Annotated in this window: 11 protein-coding genes; 3 read left to right on the top strand and 8 right to left on the bottom strand. The window is 67.1% G+C overall.

What is annotated here, in order from left to right; translation table 11 throughout:
• Positions 1-10: 10 nt before the first annotated feature.
• Together U5805_RS11405 and U5805_RS11410 are read right to left on the bottom strand one after the other, a co-directional pair.
• Positions 11-1,492, bottom strand: a complete 1,482-nt coding sequence (locus U5805_RS11405) for a D-aminoacylase (protein WP_322103586.1) — start codon at positions 1,490-1,492, stop codon at positions 11-13.
• A gap of 49 nt (positions 1,493-1,541) precedes the next feature.
• On the bottom strand, positions 1,542-2,471 hold the full coding sequence (locus U5805_RS11410) for a MurR/RpiR family transcriptional regulator (protein WP_322103587.1): 930 nt from the start codon (positions 2,469-2,471) through the stop codon (positions 1,542-1,544).
• A 219-nt stretch (positions 2,472-2,690) separates the two neighbouring features.
• On the opposite strand from U5805_RS11410, the gene U5805_RS11415 reads away from it, so the two are divergent.
• The gene (locus tag U5805_RS11415; protein ID WP_322103588.1) at positions 2,691-3,971 is read left to right on the top strand and encodes an amino acid deaminase; all 1,281 of its coding nucleotides are present in this window, start codon (positions 2,691-2,693) and stop codon (positions 3,969-3,971) included.
• Positions 3,972-4,238: 267 nt separating this feature from the next.
• Here U5805_RS11415 and U5805_RS11420 read toward each other — a convergent pair whose 3' ends face one another.
• Positions 4,239-4,697 carry a MarR family winged helix-turn-helix transcriptional regulator gene (locus tag U5805_RS11420; protein ID WP_322103589.1) on the bottom strand — a complete coding sequence of 153 codons (459 nt, stop codon included), beginning with the start codon at positions 4,695-4,697 and terminating at the stop codon, positions 4,239-4,241.
• 40 nt (positions 4,698-4,737) lie between these two features.
• Positions 4,738-6,333, bottom strand: coding sequence for an MFS transporter (locus U5805_RS11425; protein WP_322103590.1), 1,596 nt, complete (start codon positions 6,331-6,333; stop codon positions 4,738-4,740).
• Positions 6,334-6,442: 109 nt separating this feature from the next.
• Here U5805_RS11425 and U5805_RS11430 point away from each other — a divergent pair, with 109 nt between their 5' ends.
• On the top strand, positions 6,443-7,306 hold the full coding sequence (locus U5805_RS11430) for an EcsC family protein (protein WP_415914576.1): 864 nt from the start codon (positions 6,443-6,445) through the stop codon (positions 7,304-7,306).
• Between the two features lie 415 nt (positions 7,307-7,721).
• Here U5805_RS11430 and U5805_RS11435 read toward each other — a convergent pair whose 3' ends face one another.
• The 3 genes from U5805_RS11435 to U5805_RS11445 all read right to left on the bottom strand — a co-directional run bounded on the left by U5805_RS11435 (position 7,722) and on the right by U5805_RS11445 (position 10,789).
• Positions 7,722-8,795: an alpha/beta hydrolase gene (locus tag U5805_RS11435; RefSeq protein WP_322103591.1), complete on the bottom strand. Its 1,074-nt coding sequence runs from the start codon at positions 8,793-8,795 to the stop codon at positions 7,722-7,724.
• 117 nt (positions 8,796-8,912) lie between these two features.
• Positions 8,913-9,347 carry a CHRD domain-containing protein gene (locus U5805_RS11440; protein WP_322103592.1) on the bottom strand — a complete coding sequence of 145 codons (435 nt, stop codon included), beginning with the start codon at positions 9,345-9,347 and terminating at the stop codon, positions 8,913-8,915.
• A 278-nt stretch (positions 9,348-9,625) separates the two neighbouring features.
• Positions 9,626-10,789 (bottom strand): porin, encoded by a 1,164-nt coding sequence (locus U5805_RS11445; RefSeq protein ID WP_322103593.1) that lies wholly within the window; start codon positions 10,787-10,789, stop codon positions 9,626-9,628.
• A 515-nt stretch (positions 10,790-11,304) separates the two neighbouring features.
• Here U5805_RS11445 and U5805_RS11450 point away from each other — a divergent pair.
• The gene (locus tag U5805_RS11450; RefSeq protein WP_322103594.1) at positions 11,305-12,288 is read left to right on the top strand and encodes a LysR family transcriptional regulator; all 984 of its coding nucleotides are present in this window, start codon (positions 11,305-11,307) and stop codon (positions 12,286-12,288) included.
• A gap of 218 nt (positions 12,289-12,506) precedes the next feature.
• Here the strand turns inward: U5805_RS11450 and U5805_RS11455 are convergent, their stop codons facing one another.
• Positions 12,507-17,069: an ATP-binding protein gene (locus U5805_RS11455; protein ID WP_322103595.1), complete on the bottom strand. Its 4,563-nt coding sequence runs from the start codon at positions 17,067-17,069 to the stop codon at positions 12,507-12,509.
• Between the last annotated feature and the right edge of the window lie 18 nt (positions 17,070-17,087).

Consider the following 17,087-nt stretch of genomic DNA (forward strand, 5'->3'; position numbering starts at 1 on the left):
CAATGCGGCCTTAGAACGCCGCGCCGTCGGGCTGCGCCTCGCGCTTGCCGCGCGCGACGAAATGGCCCGCGCGCGCGCCCGTAGGCCGGCCGTCGCGGTAGGACAGCACGCCGTTCACCCACACCGCGTCGATGCCTTCGGCCACCTGTTGCGGCTTCTCGAAGGTCGCGGCGTCGCGCACCGTCGCGGGATCGAACAGCACGAGATCGGCATGCCAGCCCACGTGGACCTCGCCGCGCTGGGCAAGCCCGAAACGCCGCGCCGAAAGCCCCGTCATCTTGCGCACCGCCTCCTCCAGCGGCAGCAGCTTCGCGTCGCGCACGTAATGGCCGAGCACGCGCGCAAACGCGCCCCACAAGCGCGGATGCGGCAGCGGATCGTTCGGCAGGCCGTCCGAGCCCACCATCGACACCGGATGCGAAAGAATGCGCCGCACGTCGTCCTCGGACATGTTGTGATACACCGCGCCCGCCGGTTGCAGGCGCTTGCCCGCTTCCTGCTGCGACACGCCCCACTGCGCCGCGATGTCCCTGATGAGCTTGCCCGCCTGCTCGGGATGCGGCGTGGACCATGTAATCGTGATGTCGATGTCGCCCGTCACCTGCTTGAGATCGAGCGTCGACGAGCTGCGGCTGTACGGGTAGCAGTCGCAGCCCACCGGCTGATACTGGCGCGCGCCTTCGAGCGACGCGAGCACTTGCGCGCTGCGCCCCCAGTTCGACGGCCCCGCGCACTTCAGATGCGAGATCACCACCGGCACGCGCGCATGCTTGCCGATGCGATACGCCTCGTCCATGGCGTCGAGAATCGCGTCGAATTCGGTGCGCATGTGCGTGGTGTAGAGCGCGCCCGCGGCCGCGAGCGGTTCCGCGAGCGTCGCGACTTCCTCCGTCGATGCTTCGTACGCCGAACCATAGGCGAGGCCCGTCGAAAGACCGAGCGCGCCGTTCGCCAGCGCCTCTTCGAGCTGCGCGCGCATTGCCGCGACTTCCTCGCTCGTGGCCGCGCGCTTGAGGTCGTCGAGATGATTGTTGCGCAGCGCCGTATGGCCGATCAGCGCGCCCACGTTCACGGCGGGCTTCGCGGCGTTCACGGCCTGCACGTACGCGGCGAAGGTCGGATAGTCGAACGCCTCGCGCTCGCCGAGCAGATTCATCGGGTCGGGCGGATCGCCCTTGAGCGCGACCGGCGCGGCGCTGATGCCGCAATTGCCGACGATCACCGTCGTCACGCCCTGGCTGATTTTCGGCAGCATTTGCGGCGCGCGAATCACATGCGTGTCGTCGTGCGTGTGGACGTCGATGAAACCCGGCGCGAGCGCGCGGCCGTCGGCTTCGATCACCGTCTCCGCGAGCCAGTTCGAGAGATTGCCGATCGCGGCGATGCGCCCGTCGCGCAGCGCCACGTCGCGTTCGACGGGCGGCGCGCCGGTGCCGTCGTAGAGCATGGCGCCGACGATCAGCGTGTCGGCGGCTTCGGGATGCGAATGCATGCGCGTGTCCTCCTCGTTCCTCGTAGCGTGGATGCCGCGTGCCGGCGCTTCAATCGCCGAGCGGCTGGCGTTCGCCGCCGCCGCGATGCGCGTCGAGCGTGTGCTTCATGCGGCGCAACAGTTCGCGGCTCGTTTCCGACTGCGCGAGCGCGAGTTCGGTAACGAGCACGTCGAGCGCCATCATCATCGCGTAACGCGACGACGACGGCTTGTAGATGAAATCGGTTTCGCTCGTGACGATGGGCACGAGCCAGTCGGCGAGCGCCGCGAGCGGCGACGCGGGCGCCGTGATCGCCACGAGCTTCGCGCCGTAGTCGCGCGCGATGCGGCAGGCGTCGAGCAGCTCGGGCACGCGGCCCGTTACCGACAACGCAACCACCACGCAATCGGGCGCGAGCGTGCTGGCCACCATGCGCTGCAACAGGCTGTCCTGATACGACGCGACCGGCCGGCCGAGCCGCACGAGCCGGAAGCGCATTTCGTCGGCGAGCGCGCTCGAACCGCCGCCCATGCCGAACACGTAGATCATGCGCGCCCGCGCGAGCGCGGCGGCGGCTTCGGCGCACGGCGCCTGGCGCAGCAATTCGTGATTGCGCGCGAGCGCCGTATGCACCTCGTCGTACACGCGCGTGGCGAGCGAGGCGCCTTGCGCGGCAGCGGCGTCGTCGCGATGCGCTTCGCTTTCTCCCGTGCGCGGGGCCGCGGGGCGCAAAAAGCGTTCGCCCACCGCGGCGGCCTGCGCGAGCCGCAGCTTGAGTTCGCGCACGTCGGCGCAACCGACGGTTTTCGCGAACCGCGTGACCGACGCGACGCTCACGCCCGCACGCTGCGCGAGTTCGCCGATGCTCGCACGCGCGGCGCCCGCGAGATCGTCGAGGATCAGCGCGGCAACGTCGCGCTCGGCGGGACGCAGGCCCGGCACGCATTGCGCGATGCGTGCGACGATATCGAAGCGGGCGGGATCGGCGGCAAGATTCATGCGCGGAACGCAGGGGAGAACTGGCTGGAAAACGCGCCTGCCCGGCTGCTGCCGGCGCATGCCGCGTTGGCTCGCGTTTCTGTTAATAAATAACATTTCACGAGACGATATTACTTTGTGTACTATCGCTCAGTCAACGCCGAGCCGATGCGCATCGGCCAGCCGATAGACCAAGCAAGGCGAACAGGCCGGAAACCGGACCGTATGGAGCGAACGGAAATGAAAGTTACAAACTATCAGAGCGCGACGATCGACCCGAACAGCAAGGGTCTCGGCAACGTGCCGGGCGCGAGCGTGCCGCTCGCGGACGCATCGCGACTCGAATGGAATCTGCTGGCCGAGGACGTGAGCCTGCCGGCCGCCGTGCTGTACGCGGAGCGCGTGGAGCACAACCTCAAGTGGATGCAGGAATTCGTGACGCGCTACGGCGTGAAGCTCGCGCCGCACGGCAAGACCACGATGGCGCCGCAGCTCTTTCGCCGCCAGCTCGAAACCGGCGCGTGGGGCATCACGCTCGCCACGGCGCATCAAACGCGCGCGGCCTATCGAGGCGGCGTCACGCGGGTGCTGATGGCGAACCAGCTTGTCGGCCGCCGCAACATGGCCATCATCGCCGAACTGTTGAGCGATCAAACCTTCGAATTCTTCTGCATCGTCGATTCGGTCGAAGGCGTCGAGCAGCTCGGCGAATTCTTCCGCGCCTCGCGCCGCACGCTCCAGGTGCTGCTCGAACTGGGCGTGCCGCGCGGGCGCACCGGCGTGCGCGATACGCAAACGCGCAATGCCGTGCTCGAAGCCATCGCCCGATACCCCGACTCGCTCCAGCTCGCCGGCGTGGAAATCTACGAAGGCATTCTCAAGGAAGAAAGCGAGGTGCGCACCTTCCTGCGCGACGCGCTCAACGTCACGCAGGAACTCGCGGCGGCGGGCCGCTTCGCGCGCTCGCCCGCTTTGCTTTCGGGCGCGGGGTCGGCGTGGTACGACGTGGTGGCGGAAGAATTCGCGCCGGCGGCGAAGGCGGGCACGATCGACGTGGTGCTGCGCCCCGGCTGCTACGTGACGCACGACGTGGGCGTCTACAAGGCCGCGCAGTCGCAGATTCTCACGCGCAATCCGGTCGCGCGCGAAATGGGCGCGGCGCTGCAACCGGCATTGCAGCTATGGGCGTACGTGCAGTCGATTCCCGAGCCGGGCCGCGCGATCGTCGGCTTCGGCAAGCGCGACGCCGCGTTCGATGCAGGCTTCCCGGAGCCGTCGCGCCACTATCGTCCGTCGCAAGGCGGCGAGCCGCGCGAGGTGGCCGCGAAGGAAGGCTGGGAAGTGTTCCAGATGATGGATCAGCACGCCTACCTGCAAATTCCGGCGGGCGCCGATCTCAAGGTCGGCGACATGATCGCTTTCGATATCTCGCATCCGTGCCTCACGTTCGACAAGTGGCGCCAGGTGCTGATGGTCGATTCGTCGTATCGCGTGACGGAAGTGATCGAAACGTTCTTTTGAGCGCTTCGATCGGCCGAGGGCGCGGGCGGCGTTTTATTTGCTGCGTTGTTTGCTGCGTGGTTGCGGCGGCTTGATGGCGGCGTGGTTTAACTGCCTCGCGGCTTCGTTGCCGCTTCGTTGCCGCTTCATTGCCGCTTCATTGCCGCTTCATTGCCGCTTCATCGCCGCTTCATCGCCGCTTCATCGCCGCTTTATCGCGCTTCATCGCCGCTTCATCGCGGCTTCGTTGCCGCTTCGTTGCCGCTTTATTGCCGCTTCATCGCCGCTTCATTCCGCTTCCGGCAACGCCGTGCCCGCGGCGGCCGCCGCCTCGCCGATGCGCGCCTCCATCATCCCCAACGCGCCCGAGAGCGCCGCGAGCGCATCGTCGGGCAGCGCCATCGTCATGTTCAGGAACGCGTTGCGGCGCGGCAGCCCCTCTTCCACCACGGCGCGGCCCGCTTGCGTGAGCGTGACGTTCGTGATGCGGTTGTCGCGCTCGTCGGCGCGCCGCGCGATCCAGCCGAGCGATTCGAGCGGCTTCAACTGGCGCGTGAGCGCGCCCGGATCGACGCGCAGCCGTTCCACAAGCCGCTTCTGCGACGACTCGCCGTTCTGGTCGTAAAGCGCGAGCAGAATGCGCCAACGCGGCATCGGGTGCCCGACGCGCGCCTCGAACGCCGCCATGAACGCGCGGTACGTGCGCCCGAATTGCTGAACGATGGCGATGCGGTCCTGAGTTTCCATGGGCGGTATCTGCGTATGAAGCAACGAAAAAGCGGCGGGATCAATCCGCGTGAATCACGGGTTCGAGCTTGCGCTGGAGCTTGATGGGCGGCACGCGGCGCGTCTGCCACAACGAAATCAACGCGATGATAGCCGCCAGCCCGAGCCCAAGGTGAATCGCGCCCACGAGCGCCTCGCGCGCGGCTTCGAGCAGCGGCGCGCCGCGATGGCCCGCCTGCGCGAGATCGGCGACGAGCGCCGCTTGCGCGTCGCGGTTGATGAGGATTTGCGGATCGGCGAGCTGCGGCAGCCAGTGCGTCGCGCGATCGGCGTCCAGCGCCTTCTGCACGCCGCTCGTGTAAAGCTGCGTGACCATCGTGCCCACGATCGCCGTGCCGAACATGCCGCCGATCATGCGCAGCGATTGCAGCAGCGCCGTGGCAATGCCGAGGTGCTCGCGCCCGGCGGTCTGCTGCGCGAAGATCGTGAGATTCGGCAGCACGAAACCAAGCCCGAGACCGCCCACGATCATGCTGCCCATCAGCACGCCGCGCGGCGTGCCACGCGTGGCGACGGCGATCACGCAACAGGAGAACGCGATCATCGTGAAACCGGTGTAGAGCATGAAATTCGGCTTGCTGATGCGCGACACGATACGCCCGTTCGCAATGCTGCCGATGGTGATGAACACGACGAACGGCGTGATCACGACGCCCGCCTCGTTCGGCGTCATGCCGAAACCGCCTTGAAACAGCAGCGGCGCGTAGAACAGCAGCGAAAACAGCGTGAAACCGCCCAGCACCGCCAGCGTGAACAGCGCGCTCAGGCTCTTGTTGCGAAACATGTCGATGGGCAGGATCGCCTGCGGGCAGCGCCGCTCCCAGCGCCACAGCGCCCAGCCCGAAATCGCGGCGAGCGCGAGCAGGCCGAGCGCCGGCGCCGTGAACGCGTGCCCCGGCAAGCGCTCCACGAACAGTTGCAGGCTGCCGAGCGTGAGCGCGATGAGCAGCGCGCCGGGCCAGTCGAGCCGCATGCGCTCCCGATGCGCGACGTGCCGCAAGTGCGGCAGATAGCGCCACACGAAGTACGCCGAAATCAGCCCGACCGGCAGATTGACGTAGAACACCGAGCGCCAGCCGCAATATTGCGTGAGAAAGCCGCCCAGCGACGGCCCGACCGCATTGGCGATGCCGAACGCCGAACTCATCAGCACCTGCCAGCGCAGGCGCACGACGGAATCGGGGAAAAGATCGGGAATGCAGGCGAACGCGGTGCCCACGAGCATGCCGCCGCCGATGCCTTGCAGCCCGCGCGCGAGCACGAGAAACAGCATGCTGTTGGCCGCGCCGCACAGCACCGAAGCGCCCGTGAACACGACGATCGACGCGATCACGAACGGCTTGCGGCCGTAGTAATCGCCAAGCCGGCCGAAAATGGGCACGGTGATGACCGAGGTCAGCAGATACGAGGTGGCGACCCACGCGTACAGCTCGAAGCCGTGCAGTTCCGCGACGATGGTGGGCAGCGCGGTGCCGACGACGGTCTGATCGAGCGCGACCAGCATCGTCACGAAGGAAACGCCGAGCATCGCGAGCAGCGACTCCCGGAACGGCAGAACCTGCCCGCTCGAATGGTGGGCGGCGGTGTGAACGGCCATTTTTGATCCAGCAACGGTTGACGCGTCAAAGAATCGACATCATAGCATGAGCCGTCCGTTAAACTGGGACGCCAGGCGCTGCAACCGCGCCTCGAAAACCGGGAACATTATGACCCCTGATAGCCACGATCCACTGCCGCCCACCGCCCTGCTCTCGCCCGACGATCTCGATGCGCTGCGGCACGCGAAGCATCGGCTGGAAACGCCGCCGCTCGGCATGAAACTCGCGGCGATCGTCGGCGCGCCGGTGGAGAAGCTGATCGCGCGGCTGCCCGGCATCGCCAGCGACAAGGTCACGGACGCGACGCAAAGCGCGCTGCGCAAGTGCCTGCAACTCGCGTTGCGCACGCTCGGCAAGCCCGGCGCGCAGGCGGTGCCGGCCGACGCGGCGAAGCCCGATGCGAAGCCCAGCAACCTGCTGCACAAATTTGCCGTGGCCACCACGGGTGCGGCGGGCGGCGCCTTCGGCCTGTTCGCGTTGCCGGTCGAGTTGCCCGTCACGACCACGTTGATGTTCCGCTCGATCTGCGACATCGCCCGCAGCGAAGGCGAGGATCTCGCGAGCGCCGGCGCCCAGCTCGAGTGCCTGACCGTGTTCGGCATGGGCGGGCGCTCCGCCGCCGACGACGAAGCCGACTTCGGCTACTTCATCGCGCGCGGCGCGTTGGCCCAGGCGGTGTCGAAAGCCTCCTCCGAAATGGCAACCAAGGGTTTTGCCGCGCACGGCTCCACGGCGCTCCTCAAGCTCATGCAGACAGTGGCCGCGCGCTTTTCGGTGCAGGTGAGCGAGCAGGTCGCCGCGAAGTCGATTCCGGCGATTGGCGCGGTGCTCGGCGCGATGGTGAACACCGTCTTCATCGATCACTTTCAGCAGGTCGCGCACGGGCATTTCACCGTGCGGCGGCTCGAACGCCGCTACGGCGAAGCGGCCGTGCATGCGGCTTACGACGCGATCGACGTCGCGCTCGATTGAACTTCGCGGGATTGAGCGTCGCGTCTGGGCGTGCGGCGCGGCGTGCGTTTGGGGGCGCGTCTGGGCGGTCGCTTCTGCGTTCGGTTCTGCGTTCGTTGTACGTTCGCGGTCGCTTAGGCGTTTGTTGTGCGTTCGCGTTCGCTTAGGCGTTCGTTGTACGTTCGCGTTCGCTTAGGCGTTCGTTGCGCGTTCGCGCTCGCTTAGGCGTTCGTTGTGCGTTCGCGCTCGCTTGTGCGTTTGTTGTGCGTTCGCGTTCGCTTAGGCGTTCGTTGTGCGTTCGCGCTCGCCTATGCGTTTGTCGTGCGTCCGCGTTCGCTTATGCGTTCGTCGTGCGTTCGCGCTCGCTTAGGCGTTTGTTGTGCGTTCGCGTTCGGTTCCGAGTTCGCCTATGCGTTCGTTATGCGTCCGCGTTCGCTTATGCGTGAATCCGCGAGTTCGTTTCTCTATTCGCTTGCGTGTTCGCCCGTGCGTTCGCGCCCGGCCCATCCGCGGTGACACGGCGCACGAAGCGCGCGGCGGCGTCGAGCGTGCGGCGCGCTTCGGGCAGGAACGGCGCGTAAATCGGCCAGATGTGCGGCAAGCCGTGCGCCGTCTCGCACTCCACCTGCACGCCGGCTTCGAGCGCGCGCGCCACGACGCGGCGCGTGTCGTCGAGCAGCGTTTCGCTACTGCCGACGTGAAAGCTCAGCGGCGGCAAACCGCGCAGATCGGCGTAAAGCGGCGAAACATACGGATGCGTCGAGTTCGTCTCGCCGCGATACAACGGCGCGATGCGTGCGAATACGTCGCCGCAGAACATCGGGTCGCGGCCGTCGTTATCGCGAATCGAAGCGCCCGTCGCGGCAAGATCGGTCCAAGGCGAAAACAGCAAGGCGCCCGCCGGCAGCGGATCGCCCGCGTCGCGCAGCGCCACCAGCGTCGCGAGCGCGAGGCCACCGCCCGCCGAATCGCCGGCAATCACGATTGATCGCGGCGAAACGCCATCGGCGAGCAAGCATCGGTACGCAGCAAGCGCGTCGTCGTGCGCGGCGGGAAACGGGTGCTCGGGCGCGAGCCGGTAATCGAGCGAGAAGCAATCGGCGTCGGCGCGTTTCGCGAGGCCGAACGTGATCGTGCGATGCGTGCGCGGCGAGCAGAAGTAATAGCCGCCGCCATGCAGATAGAGGATGACGCGCGACGCGGCGACGTCATTGCCCGCGGCGCGCTCGCGCGCGAGCCACTCGCCGCGCAAGGGCGCGCCGGGTAAATCTCGCTGCCCGCCGCGCCGCTTTTCGTATTGCTCGCCGCGTTGTTCGCCGCGTTGTTCAGCGGATTTCTCGCCGCGCTGCTCCCCGTACTGCTCGCGCAGATGCCAGCCGCGCGGCGGACGCGGCGTCCAGATGCGCCGCGCCGTCAGGGCGCGCACGCGCGCGACGTCGATCGGCTTGCGCGTTTCAGGCAGAAAATTGCGGCGCAACGACCAGCAGATCAGTGTGTTTTGCCAGCTCATCGGACCGGTTCCTGCCGCTTTGCCTGTTCGTTTCACCGCGCGCTTCATCCGCGCGTTTCACCTACGCGCTTCATCCGCGCATTATTTGCTCAGGCGTTCTTGCTCGCCTTCGGGGCGTCAGCTCGCGGGCAACACCTGGCCGCGAATTTCGCCGGACGGGTTCTGCTGCGTGTGAACGTTGAAATACCACTGGCCGCCCATCAGGTCGGTGACCTGCTTGTCGTTGAGCGTGGCGGACCCCTTGATCGGGCTCGCCAGCTTGTCCTTTGGAATCGGCACCTGCACGTTCGCATTCTGGCCGACCGGCGCCGGACCATGGAAATGCGCGGCGGTAGCCGGACCTGACAGCCCTTCGTAAGTCACCGTCCACGTGAGCGATTTCGTCGACGTGTCGAACGTGGCGTTGAGCATGCCGTGGCCCTGGCTCACGCGCGGCGGCACTTCGCTGGACGGTTCGAGATCGGCTTTCAGCGCGACGGTATCGGCAAAAGCGGCGCTGGAAACGAGAACACTGAATGCGAGGGCGAGCTGAAGCGGACGAAGCGCAATCATGGGATTTCTCCTGTTGTTTTTGCGCGCCCTGGCGGCGAGCCAGGGCCGCGCTCCCACATGCTAGTGCAAATCCGCGGAGTGCGTCCGTTGCGACGATGGCGCGCGGCGCCGGCACGTACCTTCACATGCGCACGAACGCGCATGAACACGAAAAAACGCGCATAAAAAAAGGGCGCCGCAAGCGACGCCCTTCAACCCAAGTACTACCTTCTTGCCATCCGGTGCCTCGCGCCCGCGCCAGCCTGGCGGCGGCAACAAGCGCGATTAACCCGAATTTCTTAGAAGCGGTGACGGATACCCGTCGTGATCACGCCTTGGTTCTTCGACGACGAAACGCCGCCATCCGCCGTCACGCCGACTTGCGTCAGGCCGACTGCGTTCTGACCAGCGCCCCAGAGGCCAACGCCTTCGAGGTACACGTCGGTGCGCTTCGAGAGCGCGTAGTCAGCCTGGAGGCCGAACTGGTTCCAGTGCGCCGAGTTGCTGCCGGTAACCGACGTGAGCGGCAGCGTGCCGCGCATCGTCGTGTACGTGTACATACCGCCGATGGCGAGCGCCGGCGTCAGGTTGTAACGCACGTTCGCTTCGAGGTTGTTGATACGCACCGAGTCGTTCACCACGTCGTTCACGCGCGTTTGCGTGAAGACCACGCCGCCGACCAGCGGGCCGTAGGCGTAGCTTGCACCGGCGCCCCACGTACGCTGACGCTGGCTGTCGGCGCCGAAGGAATTGAACATGCCCGAGATCGGCGTGCCGGCAACCGAAGCGCTGCCATTGGCGCGGTCCAGACCTTGCACTTGCGAGTACGCGGCGCCGAGACGCAGGCCGCCGTAGTTGTAGCTCGCGCCTGCGCTGTACTGACGGCCGTTGGCGAAGCCGCCAGCCTGGTTCGAGAAGCCGTACATGCCGCCGAACTCGAAGCCCGAGTAGTTGGCGCTGCGGAACTTGATCGAGTTGTTGATCGAGTACGAACCGTTCAGGTTGTCGTTGTCGCCGAGGTGCGCCATGTAGGTGCCGCCCCACGTGCCGACTGCCGTCAGCGGTGCCACGTAGTCGATGACCGAGTCGAACTGGCGGCCGAGCGTGACCGTGCCGAACTGGTCTTGCGTCAGGCCGACATAAGCCTGGCGATTGAACAGGCCGCCGTTCAGGCCGCCGTTCATCACGTCGAAGCCGCTTTCGAGGGTGAAGATCGCGCGCAGACCGCCGCCCAGATCTTCCACGCCGCGCAGGCCCCAACGGCTTGCCTGCACGTTGCCGCTGGTCATGCCGAACTTGTTGTGGCCGACCAGGTTGCCGTTGACGTCATAGCCCGTTGCCTGGTTGGTGGTGTACGTGAAACCGGCATCGACGATACCGTAGAGCGTCACGCTGCTTTGGGCGTACGACGCCGATGCGAAAGTCGCGGCGACTGCCGCTGCGATAACGAGTTGCTTTTTCATATGCTTCCTTCGATGCAAGGCCTTTCGGCAAAAATGGATGCCGTCGCCGGCCTCACGCCGGCATAGCGATTCCATGGCGCCGCGAGGGCGGCACCGCATTGATATGCATGGCGAAGTGTATGGGTGCCGCTTTTGCACAGGCCATCCCGCAAGCCGGCAAAAGCTTTTTCGAAGAAGTGAAAAATAGCTGCGGTTAACCCTTGAACAGCTTGAGCGTCAGTGCTCGCAAGCTATCTCGTATTTGCACGAAAACGGCCTGCGCAAAGCCGTATCCCGATAATGCGTTGTCCCCAGACAACACGCCGATTTCGGGACAACGCGGGATTCGGACGATTCCCATTCGCCGCGCGCACGCGTGTCGGTAATATCCGTCGCGGCTGGCATCGGTGTCCGTCATTGCGCATGGCCGCTTTCGCTTCGCCTTCGTCTCCACCGTCGTCTCGATTCACTCGCGTTCCGCACGCATCGGCTCGCATCGAAGTTTCTCTCGCATCATGTCCACGCGCCCCAAAACGATGAATCAGCTTCAAGCGATGCGCGTATTCGTGAGCGTCGCCGAGCACGGCTCGTTCGGGCGCGCGGCGGCAAGCCTCTGCATGTCGAATGCGGTGGTCACGCGCTACGTGGCCCTGCTCGAAGCGCATCTCGAAACCCGGCTCATCAATCGCAATACGCGCAGCGTGTCGCTCACCGAAGCGGGCGCCGCGTACGCGCACGGCTGCCGCCAGGTGCTCGACGACCTCGATCGCATCGAAACGCATATCGCACACGGTGTCACGGTGCCCTCGGGGACGCTGCGCATCGTGGCGCATGCATCGTTTTCGCTGCACGATCTTACGCCGCTGCTCAGGCAATACCTCCGCGCGTTCCCGAAGGTGCGGCTCTCGCTCACGCTGCTGCATCGGCCCGTCGATCTGATCGAGGAAGGTTTCGACGCCGGCATCGTCGCGCCGCGCCAGGTAAGCGGCGGCACGCTGATCCGCCGCCCGCTCGTGAGCGTCGCGCCCGTCGCCGTGGCCGGTCCCGCGTACTTCGCCTCGCATGCCACGCCGCTGCGCCCCGCCGATCTCGCGCATCACACGCTGCTCGCGCCCTCGGCCGACATTCACGGCAACGAATGGCACTTCCAGCGCACCGACGGCACGCGCGAACCGGTGCTGATCGAGCCCGCCTATGCGGTCAACAATTCGGTGATGTTGCGTCAGGCCGCGCTGGCGGGCATGGGCATCACGATCCTGCCGGCGAACCACGTATCGGTCGATCTGGCGCAGGGCGCGCTCGTGCGCGTGCTGGCCGAATGGGAGATTCGCGACGCGGACAAGGAACTGTCGCTGGTTTATCCGGGGCGCCGCCATGTGCCGGCGAAAACGCGCTCGTTCGTCGACTTCACCGTCGAGTGGTTTCGCAAGCAGGAATCTGAAACGCATAGCGCAGCGCGGGCCGAAGCGGATGAAGCGGCCGGGGCGCCGGCGATTATTCCTACTTCTGGTAACAGTTAATTGACCGAAATTGTCTCGATCTCTGACAGCGCGACCACTAAGCTTGGGGCTGCGAGAAGTGACTCTTCATCGAAGGGTCTCCAAGCTTGAACGCGGCTTCGGCCGCGTTTTTTTTCGCCGGTTTTTCACCTGTTTTTGCGCATTCCGGCGTCTTTCCACTATGTGAACGCCGGCGCGCCGTTCGTTAGCGCAATGCAAGCCGTGCCGCGTCGCGCGGCTCAAGCCAGCAACGCCGCCTGCTGTTCGATGCCGCCGAGCATGGCCTGGCAGGTGCGGATCAGCGCATGGCCTTCCTCGCGCAACTGCGTGGGCGCCTGCGTGTCCATATGGCGACGGAACGTCTCCAGTTCCGCGAGCAGCGCCGGATATTGCAGCACGCCCACGGCGCCCGCCATGCGGTGATGCCATTCGCGCAGCCGTGCAATGTCGATTTTCTCCAGCAACGGCGGCAGCGCGTCCAGGTCGTCGCGCATGGCCGAAATGAACGAGCCGAGCAGCGTCTTCACCGTCGCTTCGCCGCCCCAAACCTGGATCATGTGCGCGATGTCGAGCGGTTCGAACGTGCGCGCAGCCGTGGATTTGTCGACGCTCGCGGCACCGGCCGGTTCCCCGCCCGCCGCGGCGCGCCCAGCCGCGCCGCTGTCTCGCGCGCCCTCGTCGGGCAGCGGGCGCTGCGCGCCGTCCACGCCGAACCAGCGCGCGAGATGCTCGCGCAACGTGGCCACGCGCGTGGGCTTGATGAGGCAGTCGTCCATGCCCGCCTCGCGGCATTGGGCGCGGCTTTCGGGCGCCGTGTTCGCCGTGATCGCGAGAATCGGCAGAGGATGCGCGCTGGCCATGCGCTGTTCCCGCTCGCGCACGCGGCGCGCGAGATCGTAGCCCGAGACGTTCGGCATATGGCAATCGGTGATGAGGCAGCCGTATTCGGTCGTTTCGATCGCCGCCAGCGCCTGCGCGCCGTCATCGACGACATCGCACGCGAAGCCGAGCAGCGCCAGTTGATGGCGGATGAGTTCCTGATTCACGGGATGATCCTCGGCCACGAGAATGAGGCGCCCCGCCGCCCGCTCCGTCTCGCGCTCGGGCGCGGCGAGCAGCGGCGTTTCGGGTGCGCCGGGGGCGCCGGCCGACGAGCGCGGCTGCCACGCGGGCTTGAGCGGCAAGCCCGCGAGCGCCATCGCGCAGGCCGCGCTCAGCCCGCGCCACGACAGCGGATTGACGCTCACGCGCACGCCGGTCTCGGCCACGCGATAGCCGGTCGGCTTGGGATTCTCGGTCAGCCAAAGCACGGGCGTGCCCATCTTGCCGAGACCCGGCGCATGGCTTTCCGACGCGAACACCATGTCGGCCTTGCCTTCGCGCACGAAACGCGCGAGGTTCGCGGGCGCCACGCGCTGCATGGTCATGCCGAGCGCCTCGCAGAAGTTCGTGAGCGCCGCCGCCGTGCTGTCGTCCTCGTAGGCGATCACGCCGCGCTTGCCGCGCAGGCCGTCACGCGCGCTGTCGCGCGTTTCGACGGGCAGCACGATTTCGAGCGTGAGCCGCGTGCCCCGCCCCACCTCGCTTTGCAGATCGAGCGTGCCGCCCATCAACGCGGCCAGCCTGCGGCAGATCGTGAGTCCGAGCCCGGTGCCGCCGAAGCGCCGCGTGGTCGAGGTTTCGGCCTGCACGAAAGGCTCGAAGAGTTGCGCCTGCGCGTCGGGGGCAATGCCGATGCCGGTGTCGATGACCGAGATCGCCAGTTGCTGCCGTGCGAACGCGGCCCCCGCGGCGTCGAGATCGCGCGCCCGCACGAGCACGCGCACTTCGCCTTGGAGCGTGAACTTGATCGCGTTGCTCAGCACGTTGAAGAGAATCTGGCGCAGGCGCACGCTGTCGCCGCGCAGCGTGGCCGCGACGCCCGGCTCGACGTCGACGCGCACTTTCAGGCCTTTTTCGTGCGCGCGCGCGGAGAGCAGCCCGACCGCGTTGTCGACGAGCTCGCGCACGTCGAACGGCTGCGAGTCGATCACGAGATGACCCGCCTGGATCTTCGAGTAGTCGAGCAGATCGTCGAGAATTTGCAGCAGCGCGCCCGCCGACTCGTGAACCATGCCGACCATCTGCGTCTGGTCGGGATTGAGCGGCGTGCGCTCGAGCACTTCGACGAGACCCAGCACGCCGTTCATGGGCGTGCGGATTTCGTGGCTCATCATCGCGAGGAAATCGTCCTTCGCGCGCGAGGCCGCTTCGGCCACGTCGCGCGCATGTTCGAGTTCGTGCGCGCGCGCATGCTCCACGTTGGCGTCGACCGCGTAGCCGCTCCAGATCATCGCCCCGTCTTCGGCGCGGCGCGGCACGAACGCCGCGCGCACCCACACCACGCCGGCCGAGCCGTGAAAGCGGAATTCCATGTGTACGGCCGCCGAGCGGCGCGCCGAACGCTCGAGCGACGCCACGAGACGCGCGCGGTCCGGGCGGCACACGCGCGCGAGATCGACGCCATGCGTGCGCATGAGCGTTTCGGCCGTCTCGCCGAGGAGGCGCTGCGTGTCGCCGCCGATATACGGAAACGAATAGGTGCCGTCGCGCGCGCGCTGCAACTGGAACACGACCACGGGCAGCGAACGCGTGACTTCGGAGAGCAGCCGCTCCGACTCGCGCGCGCGTAATTCGGCGCGACGAATGTCGGTGACGTCGATCAGGGTGCCGAGCACGCAGAACGGCGCGCCATGCAGGTCGCGGCACAGGCGCGTCCAGAAGATGCCGTGGCGCAACTCGCCGTCCGTCGCTTCGTACATGAGTTCGACGCGCTGGTTGCTGGCTTCGGCGATGGTCTGCCGATACAGCTCGTCCATGCGGCGGCTGTTCTCCACTCCCCACGCGACCACGACCGCGCCCGAGCGGCCGAGCACCTGCGCGCGCGGCAGTCCCGTGGTTTCCTCGAACGCGCGATTGACCGCGAGATAACGATTGTCGAGATCGCGCGCGCCGAGCGGATACGGGATCATTTCCATCATCGTGTCCTGCAACTCGACCTGACGCGCCAGCACGCGCTCGGCGCTGCGGCGGCGCTGCATCTCGCGTTGCAGGAGCATGTAGGCGCGCAGCATGACGACGAGCAATACGCCGAACACGATCAGGAGCGGCAGCAGACGCAGCGCGTTGACGCTCCAGCCGCCCGCGCGCGTGGCGGTGGCCGCCGTCCAGCGATTGCGGATTCGCTGCTGCTCGACGGGCAGCATCGCGTCGAGCGCGCGGTCGATCAGGCGCGCGAGCGGCGCGAGGTCGCCGCGCACGGCGAACGCCGTGGAGTCGTCGATGCCGGTCGCGCCCAGCACTTTCAGCGTTTCGAGATAAACGCCGCTCAACGGCGCGTCGAGCGCGGCCGCGTTGCCGAGAAGCACGTCGGCCTCATTGTGCGCGACCATCCAGAGCCCGGTGTCGAGGCTTTCGGCATGCACGAGCTGCGAACCGGCAAGACCGGCGGCCATGTCGGGCGGCATGCTCGCATGCGGCGCGAGCACGATGCGGCGGTCGGCGAAGTCGGCGAGCGCGTGCGCCATCGGCTCGTTGCGCCGGCCGACCATGACGAGCGGATAGTGCTCGAACGCTTTCGTGTAGACGACGCCCGCGCCGAGCGCGGCGTCGTTCGCGGAGGTCGCCGCGAGTGCGAGCTCGCCGCGTTCCAGCGAACCGGCAACGCGCGCCCACGGCGTGACGGGCACGCGCTCGAACCGCACGCCGAGCGTGCGCTCGAGATAGTCGAGATAGTCGTTGACCATGCCCGACGGCGCGCCGGTGCCGCCCTGGGAACTGAACGGAATCCAGCCGGCGTCGTAGCCGACCTTCAGCGGCGGCAGCGCGCGCAACCACGCCCGCTCCCTGGCGGTGAGCACGAACGTCGGCTGGGCGGCGGCGTCGACGTCGCTCGCATCGCCGAGCCAGCGCGCGCGCAGCGCCGCCGCCGAAGCGGGCCGCACGCCGCCGAGCAGCGTGTTGAGCCGGTCGCGCAATGCGAGCTTCGACACGGGCACGCCGAATCGCGCTTCGTTCGATCGGCCGCGCTCCTCGAACGCGACGCGCAGATCGCGAAACGCATCGAACGAAAGGTGATAGCGCGTGACCGGAGAAAAGCCCGCGTACACCTGCGCGACGCCTTCCGCCACGGCATGAAGCGCCGCCGGCGTGTTCGGATAGGTTTGAATGCGCGCGTTCGGAAATCGCTCCCGCAGGCTCGCTTCGAGCGCATAGCCGCGCTCGATCGCGATGGTCGCGCGCGCGAGCCGCTGCGCCGTGGTGGCGATCCGTTCGAGCCCGGCCCGCGTCACGAAAGCGCTGGTGCCGGAAAGGTACGGCGTCGTGAACGCGAGGCAGCGTTCGCGCGAGGGCGTATGCGCAATGTTCAGCACGATGTCGATTTCGCCCGCGCACGCGGCGGAGAGCAAGGCTGGCATGTCGGCGAACACGCGCGGCTTCAGTTGCACGTCCTCGCCGACGACGAGGCGCAGGTAATCGGCGCTGTAGCCGGTGAGCGACGCGCCTTCGAGTCCTTCGAGCGGCATCCAGCCGCCCGCCGGCACGCCGATCACGAGCTGCGGCTGGTCGATGCCTCGCTGCGGCGCTTCGGCGGCGCCGGCGAGGCGCGCCGCGAACAGGCACGCGAGCGCCGCCGCCAGGGTCGCTGCCGGCGCCAGCCTGCGCACCGCACGCACGAGCAACGCGCCGCAATGCGCGCGAGGGGCCGCGGTAAAGAGGAAGGCGAGAAAGAGCGGGATCATCGAAATCAATACGGACGGCATGCGCGGCGGGCTTGGCGA

It is taken from the genome of Paraburkholderia sp. J41 (assembly GCF_905220235.1).
Taxonomy (GTDB): domain Bacteria; phylum Pseudomonadota; class Gammaproteobacteria; order Burkholderiales; family Burkholderiaceae; genus Paraburkholderia.

Coding starts and splice junctions, on each gene's coding strand:
- U5805_RS11450 (WP_322103594.1), top strand. CDS start 11,305: ATGAATCAGCTTCAAGCGATGCGCGTATTCGTGAGCGTCGCCGAGCAC.
- U5805_RS11455 (WP_322103595.1), bottom strand. CDS start 17,069: ATGCCGTCCGTATTGATTTCGATGATCCCGCTCTTTCTCGCCTTCCTC.
- U5805_RS11415 (WP_322103588.1), top strand. CDS start 2,691: ATGAAAGTTACAAACTATCAGAGCGCGACGATCGACCCGAACAGCAAG.
- U5805_RS11405 (WP_322103586.1), bottom strand. CDS start 1,492: ATGCATTCGCATCCCGAAGCCGCCGACACGCTGATCGTCGGCGCCATG.
- U5805_RS11435 (WP_322103591.1), bottom strand. CDS start 8,795: ATGAGCTGGCAAAACACACTGATCTGCTGGTCGTTGCGCCGCAATTTT.
- U5805_RS11410 (WP_322103587.1), bottom strand. CDS start 2,471: ATGAATCTTGCCGCCGATCCCGCCCGCTTCGATATCGTCGCACGCATC.
- U5805_RS11420 (WP_322103589.1), bottom strand. CDS start 4,697: ATGGAAACTCAGGACCGCATCGCCATCGTTCAGCAATTCGGGCGCACG.
- U5805_RS11445 (WP_322103593.1), bottom strand. CDS start 10,789: ATGAAAAAGCAACTCGTTATCGCAGCGGCAGTCGCCGCGACTTTCGCA.
- U5805_RS11430 (WP_415914576.1), top strand. CDS start 6,443: ATGACCCCTGATAGCCACGATCCACTGCCGCCCACCGCCCTGCTCTCG.
- U5805_RS11440 (WP_322103592.1), bottom strand. CDS start 9,347: ATGATTGCGCTTCGTCCGCTTCAGCTCGCCCTCGCATTCAGTGTTCTC.
- U5805_RS11425 (WP_322103590.1), bottom strand. CDS start 6,333: ATGGCCGTTCACACCGCCGCCCACCATTCGAGCGGGCAGGTTCTGCCG.